This is a genomic window from Paenarthrobacter sp. NPDC089988 (genome assembly GCF_044748465.1).
In the GTDB taxonomy this organism is placed as follows: domain Bacteria; phylum Actinomycetota; class Actinomycetes; order Actinomycetales; family Micrococcaceae; genus Arthrobacter.
Map to the genome: position 1 here is coordinate 26,934 of NZ_JBIVGD010000007.1, position 22,191 is coordinate 49,124.

The 22,191-nt window shown below is 61.5% G+C and carries 19 protein-coding genes; 17 read left to right on the forward strand and 2 right to left on the reverse strand.

Going from position 1 to position 22,191, the window contains the following annotated elements:
- Nucleotides 1-96: 96 nt before the first annotated feature.
- From ACIPV6_RS10235 to ACIPV6_RS10295, 13 genes are all read left to right on the forward strand, one after another.
- Nucleotides 97-315: a hypothetical protein gene (locus tag ACIPV6_RS10235; RefSeq protein ID WP_400270766.1), complete on the forward strand. Its 219-nt coding sequence runs from the start codon at nucleotides 97-99 to the stop codon at nucleotides 313-315.
- The gene (locus tag ACIPV6_RS10240) at nucleotides 312-1,388 is read left to right on the forward strand and encodes a M23 family metallopeptidase (protein WP_400270767.1); all 1,077 of its coding nucleotides are present in this window, start codon (nucleotides 312-314) and stop codon (nucleotides 1,386-1,388) included. Before ACIPV6_RS10235 ends, ACIPV6_RS10240 begins: the two co-directional genes overlap by 4 nt.
- Nucleotides 1,388-1,924 (forward strand): hypothetical protein, encoded by a 537-nt coding sequence (locus ACIPV6_RS10245; protein WP_400270768.1) that lies wholly within the window; start codon nucleotides 1,388-1,390, stop codon nucleotides 1,922-1,924. Before ACIPV6_RS10240 ends, ACIPV6_RS10245 begins: the two co-directional genes overlap by 1 nt.
- 41 nt (nucleotides 1,925-1,965) lie before the next feature.
- Nucleotides 1,966-3,138: a MinD/ParA family protein gene (locus ACIPV6_RS10250; RefSeq protein ID WP_400270769.1), complete on the forward strand. Its 1,173-nt coding sequence runs from the start codon at nucleotides 1,966-1,968 to the stop codon at nucleotides 3,136-3,138.
- Between the two features lie 14 nt (nucleotides 3,139-3,152).
- Nucleotides 3,153-3,497, forward strand: coding sequence for a hypothetical protein (locus ACIPV6_RS10255; protein WP_400270770.1), 345 nt, complete (start codon nucleotides 3,153-3,155; stop codon nucleotides 3,495-3,497).
- Nucleotides 3,498-3,500: 3 nt separating this feature from the next.
- Nucleotides 3,501-4,283 carry a hypothetical protein gene (locus ACIPV6_RS10260; RefSeq protein ID WP_400270771.1) on the forward strand — a complete coding sequence of 261 codons (783 nt, stop codon included), beginning with the start codon at nucleotides 3,501-3,503 and terminating at the stop codon, nucleotides 4,281-4,283.
- Nucleotides 4,284-4,317: 34 nt separating this feature from the next.
- Complete coding sequence (locus ACIPV6_RS10265) at nucleotides 4,318-6,144, forward strand: hypothetical protein (RefSeq protein WP_400270772.1); 1,827 nt, start codon at nucleotides 4,318-4,320, stop codon at nucleotides 6,142-6,144.
- Between the two features lie 34 nt (nucleotides 6,145-6,178).
- Nucleotides 6,179-7,741 (forward strand): hypothetical protein, encoded by a 1,563-nt coding sequence (locus ACIPV6_RS10270; protein WP_400270773.1) that lies wholly within the window; start codon nucleotides 6,179-6,181, stop codon nucleotides 7,739-7,741.
- A complete protein-coding gene (locus ACIPV6_RS10275; protein ID WP_400270774.1) occupies nucleotides 7,738-9,405 on the forward strand; it encodes an ATP/GTP-binding protein in 1,668 nt (555 codons plus the stop codon). Before ACIPV6_RS10270 ends, ACIPV6_RS10275 begins: the two co-directional genes overlap by 4 nt.
- Entirely contained in the window at nucleotides 9,402-11,126 is a 1,725-nt protein-coding gene (locus ACIPV6_RS10280; RefSeq protein WP_400270775.1) for a type IV secretory system conjugative DNA transfer family protein, read from the forward strand. The genes ACIPV6_RS10275 and ACIPV6_RS10280 overlap by 4 nt, the downstream gene beginning before the upstream one ends.
- A complete protein-coding gene (locus ACIPV6_RS10285; RefSeq protein ID WP_400270776.1) occupies nucleotides 11,123-11,503 on the forward strand; it encodes a DUF4913 domain-containing protein in 381 nt (126 codons plus the stop codon). The genes ACIPV6_RS10280 and ACIPV6_RS10285 overlap by 4 nt, the downstream gene beginning before the upstream one ends.
- A gap of 267 nt (nucleotides 11,504-11,770) precedes the next feature.
- Entirely contained in the window at nucleotides 11,771-12,034 is a 264-nt protein-coding gene (locus tag ACIPV6_RS10290; RefSeq protein WP_400270777.1) for a hypothetical protein, read from the forward strand.
- A gap of 521 nt (nucleotides 12,035-12,555) precedes the next feature.
- Nucleotides 12,556-12,849 (forward strand): hypothetical protein, encoded by a 294-nt coding sequence (locus tag ACIPV6_RS10295; protein ID WP_400270778.1) that lies wholly within the window; start codon nucleotides 12,556-12,558, stop codon nucleotides 12,847-12,849.
- A gap of 443 nt (nucleotides 12,850-13,292) precedes the next feature.
- On the opposite strand, the gene ACIPV6_RS10300 is transcribed toward ACIPV6_RS10295, so the two are convergent.
- Complete coding sequence (locus tag ACIPV6_RS10300) at nucleotides 13,293-14,129, reverse strand: hypothetical protein (RefSeq protein WP_400270779.1); 837 nt, start codon at nucleotides 14,127-14,129, stop codon at nucleotides 13,293-13,295.
- A gap of 1,712 nt (nucleotides 14,130-15,841) precedes the next feature.
- Between ACIPV6_RS10300 and ACIPV6_RS10305 the strand changes: the two genes are divergently transcribed.
- The 4 genes from ACIPV6_RS10305 to ACIPV6_RS10320 all read left to right on the forward strand — a co-directional run bounded on the left by ACIPV6_RS10305 (nucleotide 15,842) and on the right by ACIPV6_RS10320 (nucleotide 19,025).
- The gene (locus ACIPV6_RS10305) at nucleotides 15,842-16,177 is read left to right on the forward strand and encodes a hypothetical protein (RefSeq protein WP_400270780.1); all 336 of its coding nucleotides are present in this window, start codon (nucleotides 15,842-15,844) and stop codon (nucleotides 16,175-16,177) included.
- 71 nt (nucleotides 16,178-16,248) lie between these two features.
- Nucleotides 16,249-17,292: a peptidoglycan-binding protein gene (locus ACIPV6_RS10310; RefSeq protein ID WP_400270781.1), complete on the forward strand. Its 1,044-nt coding sequence runs from the start codon at nucleotides 16,249-16,251 to the stop codon at nucleotides 17,290-17,292.
- Nucleotides 17,293-17,925, forward strand: coding sequence for an ABC transporter ATP-binding protein (locus tag ACIPV6_RS10315; RefSeq protein ID WP_400270782.1), 633 nt, complete (start codon nucleotides 17,293-17,295; stop codon nucleotides 17,923-17,925).
- The gene (locus ACIPV6_RS10320) at nucleotides 17,922-19,025 is read left to right on the forward strand and encodes an FtsX-like permease family protein (protein ID WP_400270783.1); all 1,104 of its coding nucleotides are present in this window, start codon (nucleotides 17,922-17,924) and stop codon (nucleotides 19,023-19,025) included. Before ACIPV6_RS10315 ends, ACIPV6_RS10320 begins: the two co-directional genes overlap by 4 nt.
- Before the next feature lie 821 nt (nucleotides 19,026-19,846).
- Here the strand turns inward: ACIPV6_RS10320 and ACIPV6_RS10325 are convergent.
- Nucleotides 19,847-22,186, reverse strand: a complete 2,340-nt coding sequence (locus ACIPV6_RS10325) for a family 78 glycoside hydrolase catalytic domain (RefSeq protein WP_400270784.1) — start codon at nucleotides 22,184-22,186, stop codon at nucleotides 19,847-19,849.
- Nucleotides 22,187-22,191 lie beyond the last annotated feature (5 nt).

A 22,191-nucleotide genomic window follows, 5' to 3' on the forward strand; every position in this document is an offset into this window, starting at 1 on the left:
CCTTTCTGGCTGTGGTGGACCAAAGGCAAAGCTGCTCAGCGCAGGAAGCAAGTACCTCGAGCTGGAAGTACAGGTCGTTGCTAGGAAGGGGGAGTCATGTCGGCTGCTGACATGGCCGATGTGATCGGTGAACGGCCGCTCGCGAAGCAGCAGCCGCATCTGATGCGACAATTCCCTGCTCTTCTAGGTCAGTGGGTGGCAGTAGAAGTGGAAACAATGCCCATTGGGGAGGGACAGGTTTTGAAGAACAGGCTGTCGTCCGTCGCTCAACCTCTGAATGCGTCGCTGTGTGGCCGTGCAGGGGCGCATCAGTGACCGTACGAAAAGTGATCAGCGGCGCCTCGGTTGCCGGGCTGCTGCTGTCGGTGGGGCTGGTCACTGTGGTCCTGGATGACAGCGACCCGGCCCAGGCAGCATCCTCTTGCGCCGCGCCCGCCGGCGTGGCCACCGGCCCTGCCCCTGCTGGGGGAGTGGCCGGGTTTGATGGCGAGCAGATGAAGAATGCCCGAGCGATCATGAACGCGGCCAAGTCCCTTAAGTTGCCGGTCGCGGCGCAGCTGATCGGGATCCAGGCCGCGATCGGGGAGTCCACGCTCCGCGTCATTGACTATGGTGACGGGGCCGGGCCGGATTCCCGTGGTTTGTTCCAGCAGCGGGCCAACGGCTCCTGGGGTTCGTACGCGGACCGGATGGACCCGACCATTTCGGCGACGAACTTCTTCAAGGCACTTCAGAAGGTGGAGGGTTGGGAGACTCTCGAACCGACCATCGCGATCCACCGGACGCAGCGGAACGCGGACCCGAACCACTACACGAAGTTCCGTTCCCAAGCCACGGAGGTCTTCAAAGCCTTGGGCGGGGAGTCCGGCGCGGCCGTGGACCCGTCCGGCGTGTGCCCGGCTGCGGGCAACCAGATTATCGGCGAGCTGACCGGTAAGTGGGTCAAGCCCATGGAAGGGGCGATCAACAGCAGTGGCTACGGTCCCCGCCCTGCACCTCCCGGGACCGCTGGGGGAGTGCTGGCCAACTTCCACTACGGCATCGACTTCGTTCACCCCGGAGGGCCGGGAACGATCGTGGCCCTGACGGACATAAAGATCGTCAAGGTCCGCAACCTCGATGGCCTGTTCGGCACCGGCGTGACCGGGCAGACCGTGGACGGGAAACTCACGATCGGCATGTATCACATGGAGGCCGGGTCGGTGAAGGTCAAAGAAGGTGACACCGTGGCCGCCGGAACACCGCTGGGCACAGAGGGCGCGACGGGCAACGTCACAGGCCGCCACCTTCACATGGAGTTCTTCGCCGGGGCTTTGCCTAACCCCATGGTTCCGATCAATCCCACCATCGACCCGACTCCGATCATGAAAGAGAAAGGCATTCTCTGATGCGCCAGCACCTCGCACTGACAGCCGCACTTGCCGCCGCGCTGTCCTTGAGTGCCTGCGCCGGTACGACGGGCACCGAACCCGCGACCGACCCCACCCCCACGGTCACCACCGGGCAGGCCGGCCAGGACGGCCAGGACGGCCACCATGCCGAGGCCGGTCACGGTGCCGACGAGCACTACGGGATCCTCGAGGTGACGTGGGACGCCGCCGCCGAGAAATCGGTCAAGGACACCGCGGCCAAGGTCATGGCCCTGTTCGCACGTCCCGACGTTCCCGAATCGACCTGGTTCGCTGACCTGGCCCCGCACCTTGCACCTGAGTACGCGGAGGACGCGAAGTACATCGACCCGGCCCGGGTGCCCATCCGGGAGATCACGGACGGGCCAGCGATCAGCAGGGACGCCGGCAATCCGATGACCGTCACTGCGACGTTCGCTACCGACGCGGGCCGTTGGAGGGTCCTCCTGCACCGTTCCGGGCAGCAGCAGCCGTGGCTGGTCACCGCCATCTCCCCGCAAGAGCCGACTCCATGAACCCACAGACAGAACCGAAAACGAGCGAGAGGAATCATCCGATGAGCACGAACTGGCAAGGGAGCGAACGGAAGAGCCGCGCACCCATCACCCTCACCGCCCCCGAGCCCGAAACGCCTGCCACGGATCCGGCGACGATCATCCACGCCGTACCGGATGCCGAACCGGCCGCGGCCGAGACGAAGCCCGACGCAGATCACCGGGAAGCGCCGTTGGTCAGTGGCCGTCGCAGCGCGGTCGTGCTGCGTAAGGAGAACGTGAACGACCAGTTGCCGCCGGCCACGGGTTGGCAGGCGTTCCTGCGGGCGGTCAGTTTCGGTTTGATCAGCCCCAAGGTGGGGGCTGCCGAGTTGGCGCGCCGGGCGGATTTGTCCGCGATCCAGCGCGTCTACTCCCGTCCGATGCAGGTCACGGTCGTCCAGCCCCTCGGTGGGGTGGGTAAGACGATGTGCAGCGTCGGTATCGGCTCTACCTTCGGGATCCACTCCGGGCAGCAGACGCTGGTGTGGGACAACAACGAAATGATGGGTACCGCCGGGGTCCGCACCAACTCGAACGACTCCACCCGGACCGTGTGGGATCTGCTGAATGTTCTGGAGTCCTTCGAAACGGTCACCGCCCGCAAGGGCGAGCTGTCCTACTACACGCGCCATCAGGGGAACAACCAGTTCTCCGTCCTGGTCGCGGACGAGGACGCGGACAGGATGAAGTCCATTGGCGCTGACGAATTCAACCGCATCCACGCGGTCGTGAGCCGTTTCTACGACACCATCATCGTGGACACCGGGAACAACACCCGGTCAGCGAACTGGCTGGCCGCGATCGAGGTCACCGACCAGCTGGTGATCCCCACAACGCTCAAACGCAACGCCGTCGTCTCGGCCCTGCGGATGATCGAACAGCTCGAGTCCATGTCCGAACGCACCGGGAACCCGCACTACAAAGACCTCGTGGCCAACGCCGTCGTCCTGGTCACCCAAGGCGGCGGGGCGAAAGTCTCCGCCGCCGAGCAGGCCGAACTGCGCGCCAACCTTGCCTCCGCTGTGCGCGTGATGATCGACATCCCCTACGACCCGGCCCTGGATACAGGCTCCATCATCGACTGGCAGCTCGTCGGTGACCCGGCCCGCCGCGCGTTCGAACGCGCATCAGCACAAATCGCTGAAGGCCTCCTGACCGTTGACCGCACCACCACCCACACCACCAACCGATAAGGAAACCACGAACCATGTTCAGCAGCATCGGCAACGAAATTCTCCTACGGTCCGCCGTACCCCTCATCGACAACCCGCTGGAGGGCGTAGTACCCAGCATCGCCGTGTTCGGAGTGAAGTTCACCGGAGCAGCCCAACTGATCCTCGGCGGTCTCTGGGCGCTTGCCCTGCTCATCCTGGCCGGATACTTCATTTGGAACCTCATGAAGTGGGGGATCGCCCGCAACCGCGGCCACTCCGATGACATCGAAGAAGGCGCATCCGGGGCCAAGAAAACCGGCATCGCCTTCGGCGCCGCTGCCGGGGCCAGCGTCATCCTCGGCGGCATCCTGGCACTCGCCTCGGCAGCAGGAGCCTAACCCATGCGGAAACACTGGAAACTCCTCACAGCGCTCGGGGCGGTGATCGTGATCATCGCCGTGGCCGTCGTTCTCCTCAACCCGGCGGCCCCGGCACCCACGAAGGACGAACCCAGCTCCCTGCAAGCCTCGGGGAAATACGGGTTCCCCGTCTCCGGGATCAAAATCGGAGAAGGAGGCACCAAAACCGCCAGCGACGGCAAAACCATCACCGGCTACAACGGCACCTGCGACTCCGCAGCCCAAGCCGCCGCCAACTACACACCGCTCGTCAAGGACGTAAATCTCTCGACCTGGGCGCAACAGAAAAAGGCCTTGGTGGAGGTTGGCAAGCAGGGGTCCTGGGTGGAGCGAGCCACATTCAGCGGGGATCTGATGGCCAACGCCAAGGACCTACCCCCGGGAGCGTTCGATGGTGGCTGGTACTCCCGCTCCGACGTCGCCGCAGGCGGTCTCTACCGGGTCGCAAGCTGTGACGCGAAAAAGAAGGCAGTCGTACAGGTCTTCACTGGTGGTACGACGGCAGTTGTAAACAAGGCACCGAGTGCATTCTTCCAGACAGTCTCGCTGGAACTGTCTTGGGCCGGCGACTGGAAGATCTCAGATTTCGCCATCGTTCAGAGCGGCCAGGATTTCACCGGCCGAGTCAAGGACTCAGGGCCCACCAGTCTGGGGACCACTTACGGCGACGAGACCGCCCCTGCGCTAAAAGATGAGTGGATCAACGACTTCTTCGCAGATGTCAGCCGCGAGGGGTGGGTCGAGTATGCAAACGCTAAGCGTTAGCAGAGCCATCCGTCTGGTCGCGATCGTGCTGGCAATGTTCCTTAGCTTCGGAGTGATCGCGGCCGGCCCTGCCCAGGCAGCGGACGACGTAAGCAAGTCCGAGAAATTGAACGCGGACCAGCTCAAGCGCCTTGCTGGATTGCCCGCGGATCAGCGCGACAAGATCCGGGACCGGCTGAACCAGGAACTGGGTAAATCAGCCTGCGCTGACATGCTGTTTTTCGGAGCCATGGGCGGCAGCAATTGTGAAAACGTTGCGGCCAAAGCGTTCGGCAGCTTCCTGACCACGCCGGAAAAGGTGCTGGATTACGACACCAAAAAGACAGTCCCCTTCTGTGCTGCACTGCCCGGTGCCGGTGCGCCGACTACTGCCACCACGTGGTGCGCCGGAGGCGCTGCCTTCGAAAAGTTCCTACCGATTGCCGGGGTGGCGATGCGGGCGGCCCTTTCAGCGATGCCGGGCGGTCAGGTCGTGCTGGGCACAGTCGATACCGTGGCGTTCATCGCGAACGCCAAGGACGGGTTTGAGAAGTTCGCCAACACGGTCAAGGCCGAGGGCGTTAAGTCCACCAATGAGGTGTTGAACAACCTGTTGAAGGTCTCCGTGTTCGAGGTAGACGACGCTTTCCGAGCCACGTGGGCTGCTTTCGCGGGGATCGGGATCCTGGTCATGGGTTTGATGTATTTCAAGCTCTGGAAAGACGTGTCCAACGAAGAGATCGACATGGACTCGGCACGAACATCCCTGCTCTGGTACGGGCCGTTGTCCATGATCCTGGTGCTGTTCGGACCCGCGCTCGGGCACGTGATCAACGGATGGATGACCGGCCTCACCGAGGGAATCACGTTCTGGACCTCCAGCCGGGTCACAGATTTTGGGGTGGCCATTTCCCGGTTCGCGTCCTACGAATCCAGCGGCGCTTTCGGACCGTTGGCCGCTGTCCTGCTGTTCGGGCTGTTGTTCATCGCCGCCTGGGCCATGCTCGGGTTGCTCGCCTTGCAGCCGCTGGCCCTGTCCCTGCTCGGGGTTGGTATCGCGTTGATGATCGGGTTCATGATTCACCCGAAGTACCGCGAACGCGTGGGCAAGGTCGGTTCGTTGTGGCTGGGGATTTCCCTGTCCAAGCCCTTGTTGCTGCTGCTCATGGGTGCGGTGTTCAGCTACGTTGCCTCCCGCCCGGCCTTCGCCGGTGAGGGCGTCGATGACGGCATGGTCAACGCCACCTCAGTGTTCCTGGCCGCAGCGGCCATGCTGGTGCTGGCCTTCGCGTTGCCGATGCTTTACAAGTACGTCCCGATCCTCCCTTCGTCATCAACGAGCATGGGCGAGGGCCGGCAGTCGGTCGCGGGTGCGGCCATGGTCGCCGGCGCGGGAGCGGCTATCGCGTCAGCCATCAGGCAGCGCAGGACCGCGCAGGTACAGTCCGGCACCCCCGGCGGAGGTGCACGCCCCGGCAGCACCGGAACATCGGGGTCGTCGTCGATGGCCACCCCGGCAGAAGGCCAGGGCGGCGCGGGGCGTGGTTCGAATGGTTCGGGTGTTTCCGGGCGCCGCAGCGCAGCGTCGAGGATCCCCGACGAGCAAAGCACACCCGCAGTCCAGGGCGGTCAGGGGCAGCCGGAGACCCGCACGATTGGCGAGTTGCAGAAAGCCGACCGTGTCGGGACCGGCGGGGCCAGGACGGCACAGGCGTTGAGGACCGGGGCCGGGGCCGTGGGCCGGGGATCGGTGAAGGTCGCAGCGGGCGGGGCAACAGCGTTCCTGCTGGCGGGCCGGGAAGCGGCACGGCAGGCCTCGATGCGCGGTCAGCGCTCGGCCCGTTCGATGGCACCGGATACCGCCCACATCAGTGGCCGCTAAGCAGCAGCAGTAGCACACAAGGGAGTAGGTAGTCATGGGAAGAATGGTTGTTGTCGGCGGTGAAGTCCAGAGCCGTGGCCTGTTCGGAGGAAACCGGACAGCACCGGAATGGATCGGCCTGTCCGTGGCCATCGGTGCCGGCCTGGTGATCGCGGTGGCCGGCGGCATCCAGCTCGTCCCCCTGATCGCCGCCGCCGTGCTGGTCCTGGCCGGGGTCATCCTGACCACGCCCAACAAGTTCTCCGGCCACCGCTCCCTGGGCGCCCTCTACGTCGAGGTCCGCCACAGACAAGCCCGTGCCAGGAACAAGTCCCTGGTCTACGTCCCGGTCAAGGACCGCCCCCAGACACGCATGATCAAAGCCGGGAAAAAGGACCGGGAACGGGCCGATAAGCAGGGCATGATCGAAGTACCGATCCGGCACAAGGACAACGCACCTCTCATGGTGGGCACCGTCCGGCACTTCACCATCGACACCCCGGAAGGCCCCTTGGTGATCTTCCGGCATCAGGGCAAAGTGAAGAAGCCCTACTACACGGCCACGATGGAGGTCATCGGCTCATCGTCGGCGATCCGGGAGGAACACCGACAAGAATCCGGGCACGTCGCCCGCGGCCAGTACCTCGCCCGCCTGGCCCGCCGCCAATCCCTGGTCACCCATATCCAGACCCTGGCCCGGGCCGTGCCGATGGACTCGGCCGATCACCTGCTGTGGGTCAAACGCAGGATCGCGCAGAACGTGCCACGGATCCTGTTGGAGTCCTACGGGGACCTGTGTGAGACCACCCGTTCACGCTCCGAACAGCACCGCACCTACGAGACGTTCCGGATCCCCGGCTCCGCCGCCCTGTACCGCCGGGCCGAAGCCTACGGTCCAGGGGATGAGGGCATCGGGCACGCCATCTACCAGGAAATCCGCTCCGCCATGGCCCAAGCCACGATGATGGGCTCGATCACGGGCTCCCGGCCCCTCGGCCCTGCCGCGATGGCCGCCCTGCTGCGCCACTTGCAGGACCCGGACTTCGACATCGACGACCATGACGGCGCAGACCTGATGGACTGCTGGCAGCACCTGGACGGGGGAGCCTCTCCCATCTCCCTGGTGGTCAACGGGCACTGGCACATCCGGACCGGGTACGTGCCCGCGTCGGCGTTCAGCCCCGCCCCTGTCCCGGTCGAGGCGCTGGAGGCGATCATCAGCGGCATCCAACCGGCCGTGGTGCATTCGGTGTCCATGGTGATGGAACTCCAAGACGCCCGCAGCGCCCGCTCCAGGGCCCGCACCGATGCGGCGATGGACAGGGCCACCGGGAACAAAGTCGCCAAATCCGGTGTCGTCACCGACGGCACCGAAGAAGTGCTGCTGGGAGCCTCCCACCAGCGCCTCGTGGACCTGAAGCCCGGCTCCGGGCACCACGGCGCAGCCTACGGGCTGTACATCTGCTTCGCCGTCGAGAACCCAAGCGAGATCCTGTCCACCACCGACATCGTCGAGGCAGCAGCCTCCGATGCCGGGATCGAGTTCATCGACTGGCTGGACCACCGCAACGACCTCGCCCTGATCACCACCATGCCATTCACGAGGGGAATCCGATGACCACCACCGACGGTCTCAAACGCCTGGCCCTTCCCTGGGCCGTGGCCGGCAAAACCCGACGGACACTCCGGTCCCAAGCCCGCACCGGGACACTGGACCTCGAAGCAGCCGCCACCGATACCGCGGCCGACGGGCTGCGGCGCAACAAGCCCTTGAACAAACCCCTGAGCAAGTCGGCGGTGAAAAAGGCTGAGAAGCGCGAAGCCAGGGACCGTGAACAGCTAGAGGCCGCGGCGAACGCTACGACGCGGTGGCACCACGACCGGAGATGGGCGTTCGCCTCAAAGCTGGGGTTCTACGACCCGGCAGCGCCGGGCGTGCCCTCGTCGACCCGGCAGATGGAGTTCTCCCACATGGCGATTGCCTCCCCGCCCACGTCCCACCGGGGTCTGGTGTTCGGGGTCGATGCCGGGTCCGGGTGGATGATCGTCCATGACCCATTCACCGCCTACGGGGACACCCTGGAATCCCCGAACGTCTGCTACATCGGTGACCTCGGCCAGGGGAAGTCCTCGGCCATGAAAACCTGGGGCGTGCTCCGTCAGCTGATCCTCGGCCGCCGCGTGGTCGTGATCGATAAGAAGTACCAGAAAGACGTCGGCGGCGGCGAGTACACACCCCTTGCCCGCAAGCTCGGTGTTGCCCCGGTCCGGTTCAGCATCGGTGGCGGCGGATCCCGGATCAACATCCTGGACCCCCGCATCGCCGCACGGTTGAACGAGGAAAACCACGACAGCGCCGAAGCGTCCCGCACCCCGGCCGGCCAATCCATGCTGGTCCGTGCCGTCATGGAAGAAGCCCTCCGCCGGCCGATGACACCCAAGGAAGGCAAAGCCGTCCGCATGGCACACCGCCAAGCCCTGACGGCCGCGAAAAGGTGCGGGGACGTCGCGCACATCGGGCACGTCCTCACAGCCCTCTACGAACCCAGCGAAGACGCCGCCAAAGCGTCGAACCTGACCGTGGAGGAACTGCGCGAATGGGGCCAGGACCCGGCCTTCGAACTCGAACGCATGATCGAAGACGACCTGGCCGGCCTGATCGACGGGGAAACCAGCCCGGACATTCAGCTCAACGCCGGCCTGACCGTCTTCGACGTGTCCCTGCTCCCGGAGGACGGGCCCGCGTTGCCGATCGTCATGACGATCATCAACACCTGGCTGGCCAACACCCTCTACCGGCAGGACGAAGCAGTCCCCACCGTCCTGCTGATCGAAGAGGCCTGGCACACCGTCCAGGGCTCGGTGGCCACCGTGACCCGCCGCAACACCAAACTCTCCCGCGCCCTGTCCCTGTCCTGCCAGTTCGCGTTCCACCACATCTCCGACATCCCGGTAGACAGCCCGGCCATCTCCATGCTCAAGGAATGCGGCACGGTCCTGCTGTACAAGCAGCAAAAAAGCGCCGACGCCCTCGCCTGTGAAGAGATGTTCACCCTCCCTGTCGGGACGGCCGAGGTGATCACGAAACTGGTCAAGGGAACGTGCCTGTTCAAGATCGACCAGTTCGATCCTTTCGAAGCCATCCACGTCCGCAGCCCCCTGGAAGTGGAGCTGACCGACACGGACGGTGCCATGAAGTCCACCTCGACTATCGCCTTCACCGAAGAACCCGCCACCGACGAAGCCGCCACTGATGAAGGCCTGGAGGTAATCCGCGCATGAGCAAGCACACCTCGACAGATACCTTGATGAAACTCGGCCTCGCCGGCGTACTTGTCGGCTTTGTCGCCATCGCCTGGGTCTCCGCTCTTCTTGGTGAGTTCCTGACGCCCACGGGGATGCCGTGGACGAACGTCACCGAACTCCTGTCACGGGTCAAGGCCGGCACGTTCGCCTGGCCGGGCGCCTCGACGTGGATCGCGGTGGTGCTGGCGCTGGTAGCTCTATTCGGGGTGGCCCTCCTGTCCGCCGGCCGCGGCGGGAAGGGCAGCGCCGCGCAGCGCGAGTTAGGGTCCCGCCTCGCGACAGGGGCCAAACTTGCACCCTTGATGGAGAAGGAACGGACGAAGGACGCCCAGCAGCTGCACCCCAAGGCCGTGGGCCTGCCTCCTGGCCAGGTGCTGGGTCAGACAGCTGCCGGGAAACCCGCCGTTCTCTATCAGGGCTGGCGGGACCTGGGGGTGTGCGTCATGGGGCCCGGGTCCGGTAAGACCTCCTGCATGGTGGTCCCTCGCCTGGCCGCGGCCCCCGGTGCGGCGCTGATGACCTCAAACAAGGTCGACGGTGTGGCCCAAGTGATCGCCGCACGCCACCAGCTGGGGACGGTGTGGGTGTGGGATACCGGAAAGATTTACCGGCAGTCCGACAAGCCCGACTTCATCTTCAGTCCCCTGTGGGAAGTGAAAGGCACCGAGGACGCCATGCGCCTGGCCTCCTGGATCATCACCGCGTCGTTGAAGAACAACCCACGCACCGAAACCGAGGCGGCCGAGGACGCCCAGTTCGGCCCCTCCGGTGAGTCGTGCCTGGCGTGGACGCTGCTGGCCGTGGCCCTGGTCGGGAAGGCCCTGGGCGATGTCCACGAATGGATCTCCAAAGGATCCTTCGAGAAGGTCAGCAACATCCTTGCCGACGACTACCCCCGGCCTGCTGCGGAAATGAGGGGCTTCGACAAATGGCCCGACCGCACGCGCGGTTCCTTGGTGGCCACCACACAACGCATGTGCCGTGACCTGGTGCACGATGCCATCCTCGCCTGGACGACACCCACGCCCGGTATCCGCAATTTTGACCCGGCAGAGTTCATGGAGGGCCGGCAGACCATGATCCTGTTGTCCGAGCGTGGCCCTGGCGGGGCCGGGGCCGTTCTCACTGCGATGATTAAAGCCATCTGCAACGCCGCGATCCGCAAAACCCCGGGCGAAGCACGGCTGACCGTGCCGCTGGTCGGCGAACTGGACGAAGTTGCCAACATCGTCCCGTGGCCCACGTTGCCGCAGGACTTCAGCCACTACGGCTCCCGCGGCCTCTGCTTCACCCTCTACCTGCAGGGCTGGTCCCAAGGCTGCAGCGAATGGGGCACCAAAGGCATGCAGACCCTGTGGCAAATGTCCGGTGCCCGCTTCGTGGGCAGCAACGAGGAAACCGACTGGACCGAAGGGCTGTCGAAAGCGATCGGCACCTACCAGCGCAAGGAACACGGCTCCGACCGGAAGGAGCGCCTGCCGAAGGTCAGTGTGCAGGACTTCGCTGAACTGGCGAAGTTCTCCGGGATCCTCAGCAGCAACGCAGCCCCTGCCGCGTTGCTCCGGCTCACGCCCTGGCACAAGAACAAGAAACTGAGCAAAACCATCGAAGCCGGCATGGATGCCGCCACCGCCATCGCCAAAGGAGAACCGCAACCGGCCACGGATCGGGCCCCGAAACAGCAGGTTCCAGCATGAGCGAAACAGCCAGTGAAACCCCGGAACTGAGCGAACAGGACCTGATCGATAACTTCGTGGACTGGGTCGAGGCTTTCATCCACGACATCGAAGCCGTCACGGACGATGAAAACACCCGGTACTGGTGCCCGCAATGGTGGACCCACCCCGAAGCCGTCACCAGGCTCCGCGCCCTCTACGAAGAATACGTGCGCGCAGAAGAGGAAAACACGCTCTCCGGCTGGTTCGTCTACCACTGGGACGCCCACGCCAAAACACTCTTCTCACCCACCGGACCGTTCGAGCTATGCCGGGAAGGACACCACTTCTACAACCGCCAAGACACCTACACACCAAGGCTGATCACCGAAGCCGTCCCTACCGGCTGGGCACCATGAACGACAGACCCCGCCAACGACGTCGCTGCTGATCAGAAGTTGGTTACGTTCTGACGGAAGGCTGCGCACAAGATGGAGAGCGAATCGCTGGCCCAGCTTCACGCCCAGGCACTAACAAAAGATAACGACTTATAACAAACCTTGTTATAAGACGTTATAGGCCGTTATTCCTAGGCTTCGGAGCCGAGTTCCAACCCGGGCCCGGTGGCGCTGTCGCGAAGGACTTGCTTACCGGAATACGGGGACGCGCAACGTTATTCTGGGGACATGGCCGATGGGGAAGCTACTGCAAGGACGACCAAGCCGAAGAGCAAAGGCACCTGGAAACGAAAGAGCCTGGCCAGGCGGCAGCGGGACGCCCGCGCGTGGCTCGAGCGTCTCGTCCCGCCCGAACGGATCACCGACGCCCGTGTGGACCAGCTGGCAGAACACGTCGACAGGTACCGGCCCGGGTCCAAGTTCCAGATCATCGCAGACGCGATGATTAAGAACAACGAAGTCCCCACCATCAAGAAAGTCGCCGCCCGCTAAGAATCCCGCAAAAACGCCCACCTGCGCCGCAATGCCCAGACCACCCCCGTAGACCTCGCCCCAGCCGTCGTCGAGCAACTCAGCACGCTGATCCGCGCGTCCTGGCAACGGCGCGGCCACGGACCCACCTGGTCGGAAATCCGCACCGGCATGGGATGGGACCGCGCCCAAACCAAGCACGCTCTCACCCAACTCGGCACCGCCGGCGTCAATCTCCTTCACCACCGACAGCGGTTCCCTCACTCTCCCGGCAAAGCCGCCCACCACAGTTCGACGGCCAAGAAATCCGCGTGACCACAGCAACGGATGAATGAAACCCTCAAGCGACGAGGGCTCGACACCTCGAGCAGGAACCGGGTACGCCCATAGCAAGTCACGGGAGTTCTGAGGTAGACCTCCAGCACAGGTGCCATAGAAGGGTCCGTTCCCGACAGCCCGTCATCAGGTCCAGCTCAGCCTGCCGACCCAGAGGGTGGCTGGCTCAACCATGGAATGTCAGTGGCTGATGGAAGGCTGGAGCCATGGAACGTAATCCTTTTACAGAGAAGCTGTCATTGACCAAGCGCGTGCGGCTTTGGTTGCACGACGGAGCAGGCATACGGGTCCACGGGTGGTCTACGCGTCAGTGGCTCAGCGCGTCGGTGTTTCTACTTTTCATGGCTTTCGTCTTGCTGTCCTTGGCCACGTTTGTCGTCGTGGATCTCTTGGCCGGCCTGTGCTTGCTTGCTGGTTCTTTGAGCCTGATCGGGCTTAACTTTCACGCCATCCGTTGCGCCCATCGGGCCATAACCATGAACCGTCGGATGGGCTGGTAACAACCCCTACGCCAGGCGAAGCGACAGCCTCAGGTAAGAGCCCGGACATCAAGAATGCCACCAGGGTGCTGAACTGTTGTCGCTCGAACGACCGCAGCGTCCGGTACAGCCTCGGGCGTTCCAACTCGCTCATGGCGGTTGCCGCCTGTACCTACGACAAGCTCCCCGCAGACGCGAAAACCACCCTGCCCAATGAGGGACTCGTCGCCGCGCTCTGGGTCGCGCCCGAGTCAGGCCGACCGGCCCAGCAACAGCCCCTCGGATACGTTCAACATAGCTGCGACTTAAGCTTGTCCCACAAGAGTTGCCAAGACCGATACTGACACCGGCTGCCTGCATCACTGGCCCACGCGTTCCTTGGCCTGCTGGGAAACGATGCGCTAACCGGCGTTGAGATCGAACTGGTCGTCTTGCCCTCCAAGTCCTTGGTCAAAGGACCACAGCTAAAGATCCTCTGGAACGACTCGGGTAAGAGCAGGATCCACAGCGTAGCTTTCCATCTTCGGATCGCTACTGATGTCGCGAAGACAATCAATGCTCCCACCGACAAACACACTTCTGGCGTAAACATCATTTCCTACGCACCAGGAACCGTCGGCCGCGACCCACCACAACGGAACACCCAGCGGACTGGCCACATCGGTGGAGGTCACCTCAGACAGCGAACCCAAGACTGCATGCATCTTCCGGCCGTATGGAACACTGACAGGTGCAGAGAGGCGATACCGGTCACTAAGACCCGCATAGCCCTCCCATACGAGAAAATAGATCTCTTCGGGAGTGCTCGTATGACGAGCCAGAGTCTCTTGAAGCACCGCCGCGACTTCAACGTCAACGGAGCCCATACTTGGCTCAGAAATTGAGCGGTCGCTAGCCGAAGGACTCACGTCTGACCACTGAACGGTGGAGTCGACAGCAAACCCATCCCTAGCCAAGAGCGCCCAAGGAACCATTTCCTGAAAGGCGCCGTGAGCAGGGTTCAATATCCGCCGATAGGCAGGAAACGACCGCGGAAAGTACTCGATCAACGAAGCAGGCGGGCTTGTCTCATGATTCTTGAAGGCAGCTACAACGGCCTTCGGGTCAATGCGATCAAGCGCCTTCATAACGAACAGTATAACCATGCATATGACAGGAATTGACATAAAGTTGTCAGCTTGCAAATAGTAAAAAACCATGTAATCATGGGGCGTCAATTCAATCTTTGGGGGAAACATGAATTTTCGTAAGCTTGCTGCTGCTTTGTGTACAACACTTCTTTTGACCGCAACCTTTGCCACCTCGGCGTCTGCGGTTGAGCCTGCGAACGGTAAGGTAGTTGGCCAGGCCGAGTCGAATGCGAGCCGTGATGCCGACCCTCGCGCCGGTGACTGGCGCTACGATCCCCGAGTGAAGGCACCATCGGGAGAAGGCAGCTTGATATCCACGGGGTCCGGCGAAGGTGGAGTCACGACAATGGCTCTCCGATTTAGTCCCGCTGGTTGCCAAGGTCAGACCGATATGGCCCATCCATCCGGCATCTATGCCTCGGTACACGGTCGGACTACCTGTGACGTCGTCGTCTACTCTGTAGGTGTGACGACGACACTCCAGAAGCTGGGGTGGCTCTGGTGGGAGAACATGCTCACGGAATCGTCATCTAAGTCGACTTCCAAGACTTCGCAGGACGCGCACCCGCACTGGGACTGCCGCGGCTGGGGTTCGCAGAACTACAGGGGCGTTTCGTACCACTGGTCTTCAGAGCCATCTGGCGCCTTCGGAGCTGAAACCACAGGAACAGAATGGCGCTTCGGCTGCTAGGGTCTCACCGACCACCATCACGTGGACTGCGTCTAGGATTTTCTCTGGCTCTCGCTGGAGCAGCCCTCATATTGTCTGCCTGCTCCAGCGACCAGTCGGGCGAACTCCCGGTGGCGGTCGTTTCCTCACCCAACCTTCCCAGCGCAGCACCGACGTCATTCGCCCCTCTCGAGCCAGCACCCACTGACCCGCCCGAAGTAGCTGTCAATGGGCACACCATAAGGCCAACGGCCTTTGATTGGGTGACGGGCGGCAGGGCGACGGCCTATCGGTCTGCCGAACGCCAGGAAGACGTCCTTCTGCAGACAATTGAACCGGCAAACCAGCTCGCTGTGGATGTTTCGTCAACCACGGTTCCTGCCCAAGCGATCATCACCCTTTTTCGGTCCGGGGATCTCAACTCCGATGGAATACCACTAAATAATGTCGGAACTGAATTCGATTGCCTTGCTCCGATCCAAAAATTTTGCAGCTACTCTGACGCCAACGGAACCCTAACGCTCAACGCCGAAATCCCCGATGACGTCCGAATTGCCGTTATTCATCTGGGGTACTTCGCCGTTATCGACGTAGAAGGTGAGACACAAGGTCGCCTACTCACGGGCACATGGGGAGTTCGACTCTCTTAGGTACCAGATTTAATGCCACATATGAATGGGGATACTTTGCAAGAACACAAAATTCGGAATGTCAGTTCCGACCTCAAACGGCGCACCGTGGCGCTCACCGCGGTGCTTGTAACGTCGGCTGCGCTACTCTTCGCTGGACAACAGTCTGCGCGGGCAGACTCGTGGGGCTACATGAACTGTTGGCCCAATGGGGCTCCTCAGGCTTACTTTGGAACGCAGTCACACTCAAATGGTTCAACTACTCATACGCATACCCGCAGTGGAGTGAGTCGATCCGCAACCTACCCGATCGGCCCAATTCTGGAAACGCATTACTGGTCCGGTGGTCTGTCTGTTGTAGACAGCGCGTCAGTTACAAGCCAAGGTTGGCTATGGTCGGCTTCACGGTATTGCCAATGAACCCGCGTGCCCTTCGGGGCATCGCATTCATTGGGTCCGTAATGGCACTCCTATCGGGTTTAGTCGCTTGTAGTTCACAGGCATCCTCTGGCCTGGATAGGCCAACATCGGCTGCAGACGCCGTCCGGTCAGTTCTGAGCTGCATGGGCGACAAAGGATGGACGGTGGAGGTAAACGAGGCCGACGGTAGTCTCGTTAGTGAATACCCTTCTAGCCAAGCCGAACAGTACAGCCAAGACATCGCAGAATGCTCGCAGAAGGCTGGTCTCGACGGACGAAGGGACATCAGCCAGGAAGAGTACAAGGCCGTCTATCAAAAGGTTCTGGACTCTGTTGATTGCCTTGAGCGTGAAGGATATGACATCCCCCAAGCACCAAGCTATCAGGTGTATGTTCAGAGCAAGGCTCAATGGTCCCCCTTCAGCTTCCTGCCAAAAGACCTCACTCCCTCACAGTTTCAGGACGTTGTGAAGGTCTGCCCCCAACCCCAACTCTGGTAATGGCTTTAGGGGGAAATCCTCTGCCCCTGGGGCTGGAGGGCGTAAGCCGCCGCCGTCGATTCTGGAGACGTGTGCGCGTTACGCTGGCGGTCGCCATTGTCTTGGGGATTGGAGTTGCTGGTGGCTGGGCCGCGAAGACGGTGTTCATGCCCACGGTCGTGAGCCTCGACAACGATACGAGTGCCTTCATCGAAGTGTCCGAAGGAGAAATAGGGTCCAGTCTGAACCTAGTGGCCACGGCCGAATGGACAACTACGCCTGCCGGAAATAATCGAGCAAGTGGAACTGTGACCTCCGTGAATGTCGAGCCGGGTCAGCAAGTAATCTCGGGAAACGTCCTGTATTCCGTCAACCTGAGACCCGTCGTTATCGCACAGGGAGCCCTGCCTGCCTTCAGTACGTTGGAATACGGAATGAAGAGCCAGGTAGTGGCTCAGCTTCAGACCTTCTTGAGTTCTGGAGGTTACTTCAGAGGCGCTAATGACGGGTTTTTTGGAGAGCAGACGCGCCTGGCTGTCATGAATTGGCAGCGCAGCACAGGGCTTCCAGCTGACGGGCACGTACGGACTGAGGACATCATTTTCGTCCCAAAACTGCCTGCACGAGTGTCACTCGACCCCACTTTTGTGGAACGAGGCCGGATTCTAACCGGTGGAGAAGCAGTCCTCCGTCAAGTCAGCGATGCGCCGGTGTTCTCCATGGACGTGACTGAGGCTCAAGGCACATCCATGGCCGAGGGCGTCACCGTAAAGTTGCAAGCAACCGACGGAGACCCGTGGCTTGCTGTAGTGGGAGAACGCAGCAGAAATGACCAGCAGCAAGTTCTCGTCAACCTAGTTCCTTCGGGCGATACCTCCATCTGCGGTACGGAGTGCGACGCGCTCTCGGTAGGAGAGAAAACTCTGATTCCCGCAAACGTCGTGATTGTCGAAACAGTCCGAGGGCTTGTCGTGCCCAATGCAGCCCTCGTAGCAACTTCAAATGGTGGCGTAGCACTCATAGATTCAAACTCGACGGAACACGCTGTTAGGGTTCTAGCTTCCGCCCGGGGCTTCTCGGTCGTCGAAGGAGTTGAGGCTGGGTTGTCAGTAAAACTCCCTAGTTCTGGTCCATAAATGCTGCGCGCTTCTCACCTGAGCTTTCAGTATCCCTCCGGACCGGAGATCATCAGCGACTGGAACGAAACCTTCTTGCCAGGCGAACTCGTTGCAATCACTGGTCCGTCAGGACGTGGGAAATCGACACTGATGTACCTGCTCGGTCTAATGCTCACACCGACATCGGGGCTCGTTGAATTAGATGGGGCACCGACAGCCGCAATGACTGACAGAAAGAAATCTCAGCTTAGATCGAGGGTATTCGGCTTTGTGTTCCAAGATGCGTCGCTGGATCCTTCACGAACAGTTCTCGACAACGTTATGGAAACAGCTCTCTATGCAGGGATCGAGAGGCACCTCGCCGCTAAGAGAGCCAACTCCTTATTAGATGAGTTCGGTGTCTTGCTCAGGGCCAACGCGCGACCCGGCCAAGTATCGGGCGGGCAGGCTCAAAGGATCGCGCTTTGTCGGGCGCTTCTCAACGAACCACAGATCCTGCTCGCCGACGAGCCGACCGGAAACTTGGATAAAGAATCAGCCGACGTGGTCCTGCGAGCCCTGAGGAGCCGCGCTTTAGCCGGTTCAGCAGTCATAGTCGTTACCCATGATCAATCTGTCACCGACCACTGTGATCGGCAGGTTCAGATTTGAACACCTTCCACCGGATCAAATCCTTAACACGTGAAGCATGGGTTTCAGCCCTTAACCAGCCAGTCATTTCGATAACGACAATTGTCATCATTGCAGCCGTGTGCGCAGCGGTGCTTCTAACGACAGGTCGGACAGTAAGCGCCGAGAAGGCCGTTCTCAACTCCATTGACACGGCTGGCACAAGGTCAATCATCGTGCGGCTCGATGCGGGAGCGGGAATCGACAGCAGCGTCGTCAGGCACCTTGAACGCATCGCCGGCGTTGAATGGGTCGGTGCGTTTGGACGTGCGGAAGATGTGCGGAACGCCTCAACACCCGCAGGAACGCTCGTACCTCTCAGGAAACTCTGGACCTCTAAACCTTCTTACCTGGGTATCGACACTCGAACAACGGCGGCAAAGCACATCTACGGTTCACGCTTGGCGCTAACGTTGCTGGGATCACCAAAAGGAAGCGGTGGCGCCACCGATGGGAAGGGCTCGGAATACAGCGTGCTCGGACTACTGCGGGCCAACGCGTCTCTGGACTTTCTCGAGCCAATCCTCGTTTCTCCTCAGGCAGGATCAGAGGGTCAGGACGTTGGCCTCATTGTAGTTGTTGCTGACTCACCGGGCTCAGTCGCTCGCGTGTCCTCGGGAGTTAAGTCGACCTTGTACTTGGACGATCCGAGAAAAGTGAAGATGGAGACCAGTGAGAACCTCACGAAATTACGCTCTGTAGTTAGCGGACAATTAGGGTCGTACGGCCGCGAACTTGTAGGGCTTCTGTTCGGAATCACCGCAACGCTGATGGCTACGCTGCTGTTCGCCTTCGTCATTCTCCGCAGGAGGGATTTCGGTCGGCGTCGAGCCTTGGGAGCCACCCGCGGGTTGATCATGACGCTCCAACTCCTGCAGGTATCCCTAGTCGCCACCATCGGAGTGCTCGTCGGGACGGGAATTGCAGTGATCGCTCTACTCTTGAATCGAGATACGCTCCCTGACTGGAAGTTTACAGTTGCACTGAGCATCCTCTCAGTTCTGATCGCCATTACATCGGCCCTTCTTCCGGCATCAGTGGCCGCAAGACGCGATCCTGTCAAAGAGCTCCGAATTCCCTGACACCTTTGTCGACCGCATACCGATAAAGCGCACCGTTGTGAGCCCGACTCGGCCAGCCATTCAGGCCTGTCAGGTTGAAGTCCAAGACCCTCACCCCACCATGTGCAGTAAACACCATTTCGGCTCTAACCTGACACGATCTGAGCTAGCGCCTGACGTCAGGTTGGGGTGTACCCCACATCTACGCGCTGCCCTCAAATGGCGTTGCACCCACAGTAACGGGTGTATTCGATGTGAACGCAGGGTCCCCGGGAAGCAGGTTCGCGTCCATTACAACGAGGCGGCACGAGACCCAAGGAATTTCCGGGGTTCTGACGCATCTTGGCTAGCCATTAGGTTATGAATGTATCGTCCAGAACCATGGTTGTACGCAACTTCGTACCTGAGTACAGTTCGCAGGAGCGAGATCCTTTGTCAAAGTGATCTTGACACGAGACACGGACGACTGTCGCCCGGATAAAGCCATAGACCATGGTCGACCTATGCAAAGCGAGCAAAGAGTGTCAGTCAACCTAGAACTTCCCGTGGTATGCAGGCCTTTATCCTGTGATCGGCGCGAGGCAGCCTTCATGCTGCGCCAAAGAAGTTCGGCATCGACAGTGACTGACTCAACCCTGCCGATGCAGAATCGACTCCCCGCATCGAGAACATCCTAGGGCGGCTGGATGACTGTCGCATGACGACGGCATCGGGAGGACACTGGAGCCCTCTTCCAAGGGGCAGGAGGGGGCTTGGCCTTGCGTACCAGTGCTCTTCCCACACGGCGTTGAGAGCCGGGGCTTCACCGAACACCATGTTGTGCCACCGCTTGGCTGGGCGGCTTATTTGAAGGTGCACTCCAATGTGTGGGTACCTCCACCCACTTCACTAATACGACCGTTGGGAAGAATGACCTCCACAGTTGCTTGGGACGGCACAACAACTTTGACTGAGAAGCGATCACGGTTGAGCTGCCATGCGACGTTGATCGTGCCTTCCGGCGACTCGTGGGTTACCGTGGCCCAAGTAAGCCCTCCACCGGGGACTGGCTGTACCCGGAACCGCCGCCAGCCCGGCTCGACGAGCCTGAGACCCGCGATGTACTCATGGAGAAATGAAATAACCGCACCTTTGCTGTAGTGATTGAGGGAGTCTTTGGGCGTTCCGTCCTCTGCTATCCCGTCCCAGGCCTCCCATACGGCGGTAGCCCCGCGGCGTAGCATGACCATCCATCCGGGTTCCTCTTCCGCAAGCAGGACGCGGTAGGCGAGATCCGCGTGGCCGTGATCTGCAAGGACCGGCAACAGCATTGGCGTCGAAAGGAATCCTGTGGCCAGGTGTTCATCAGCGCCATGAATCAGCTCTACAAGCCTCGCGACAGCGGCCGGAACATCCTCGGGGGAGAATAGCCCAAACGCAAGGCCTCGGGTATACGTGGCCTGCGTTTCGATATTGAGCCGGCCGTTGTGCCAGAACTCGAGGCGCCATGCCGCCGCGGCGCCCTCCGCGATCTGCGAATACCGTCCGGCGGTCTCGTCATCAGAAAGTAGCGCCGCGGCCTCTGCCACGATGCGGGCTGATCGCGCCAGATACGCCGATGCAACAATGGCCTGGTCCCCACTCGGGCCGAAGGCTGCGTCAACCCCGGGCTCAGCCCACTCTCCCCAATGGAATCCCGTGTCCCAGAGGTAGCGCTCGTGCGGAAGCGGCTCCGGACGTAGGGCCTCCCTCTCAGGATCACGCTGGGTTGCCGCGATGTCGGCCGCGTAGTCAACCCATCTCATCATCATGGGCAACGAATCTGCGAGCACTCCCGGGTCACCGTAGGCAAGATACATTTCCCATGGCACTACCGTCGCCGCATCGCCCCAACCGGAGGCGCCGTCCACACTGAACGCGCCGTCCTTCAGTTGGCCGGCATTCGGAGCGACGTTCGGAATGCACCCTGACGCAAACTGGTCGTCGGCGAGGGACCGCAGCCACTTCGCGGAGAAGCCTGCAGTGTCTTCCAGAAAGGCGGCAGTGTGCGCATAAATTTGGAAGTCTCCGGTGTAGCCATAGCGCTCACGCGTTGGGCAGTCGGTGGGTACGTCGCACGAATTTGTCCGCCAGGTTTGAACGGCTATCTCGTGGAGGCGGTTAAGGTCAGGATTACTGCAGGCGAATGATGCCGTTTGACGCAGGTCGCTCCGCACCATCACGCCCTCGATGGCTCCTGGATCCACATCGTCCTGCCGACCGTCTAGGGCAACATAGCGAAAACCGTGCGTTGTATGCCGCGGCTCGAAAACATCACCAGAAACGCCGCGGGATATCGCGCGGTCGATTTGTCCGGTTGGCAAAGGGTCACGGTCAGGGAAGGTCAACGCGGCAAGGTGACCCATGGTCAGGTCGCCGTGCACATCAAGGCTTTCGCCGTGCGTCAGCGTGGTGGATGTGCCTGCCGGGCCAAGGTCCGTAAGGCGGACCCAGCCGTTCAGCATGACTCCGAAGTCCACGATCTGACGGCCGGAGGAGAGACGGGATATCGATTTGGGAGCGACGCGCTCTGTGCAACGCACGGGAGGCGCCGGGCTGATGGCGAGCCGGGCGGTGTTTGCCGTTAGAGGGTCATACGATACAACGGCGCTCTTCCATTGTTCGGCACCAATACGGCGGAAGTCCACGGTCTGGCCATCCATGAGGTCGGCAGCGACAATCTCACTGGCGGCCGTCTCCCAGCTGCCGTCGGTCAACAAGACGGTGCTTCCAGCGTCAAGACGGGCAACTACCGCGGTTCGCTCGCCGTAGGAATCCGGAACTCTGTTGTAGCCGTGGCGTCCCCGGAACCATCCATCGGAAAGGACCACGCGCACTTCGTTGTCGCCTCTCGTCAGAAGGTCTGTCACGAGAAAAGACTGAACATGCAGTGTTGAGTGGTAGCTGGTGAAACCGGGACTCAATTCTTCATCGCCCACCCGCACGCCGTTAATGAACAGCTCGTATAGGCCATGCGCGGTGGCATGAATCTCGGCGGACGAAGGAACATCCACAAGCGTGAAGTTTTTGCGGAAGACGTAGGCGGGCCGTTTCCCCGCCGGTGGCACCACCTCTTCGGGAAAGCTGATCCACGCGGCACCTTGCAGGCGACGTGCGGCAGCAGCCCGTGATGGTGAGCTGTAGGCAGTTTGTATTTGATTCATGGTTC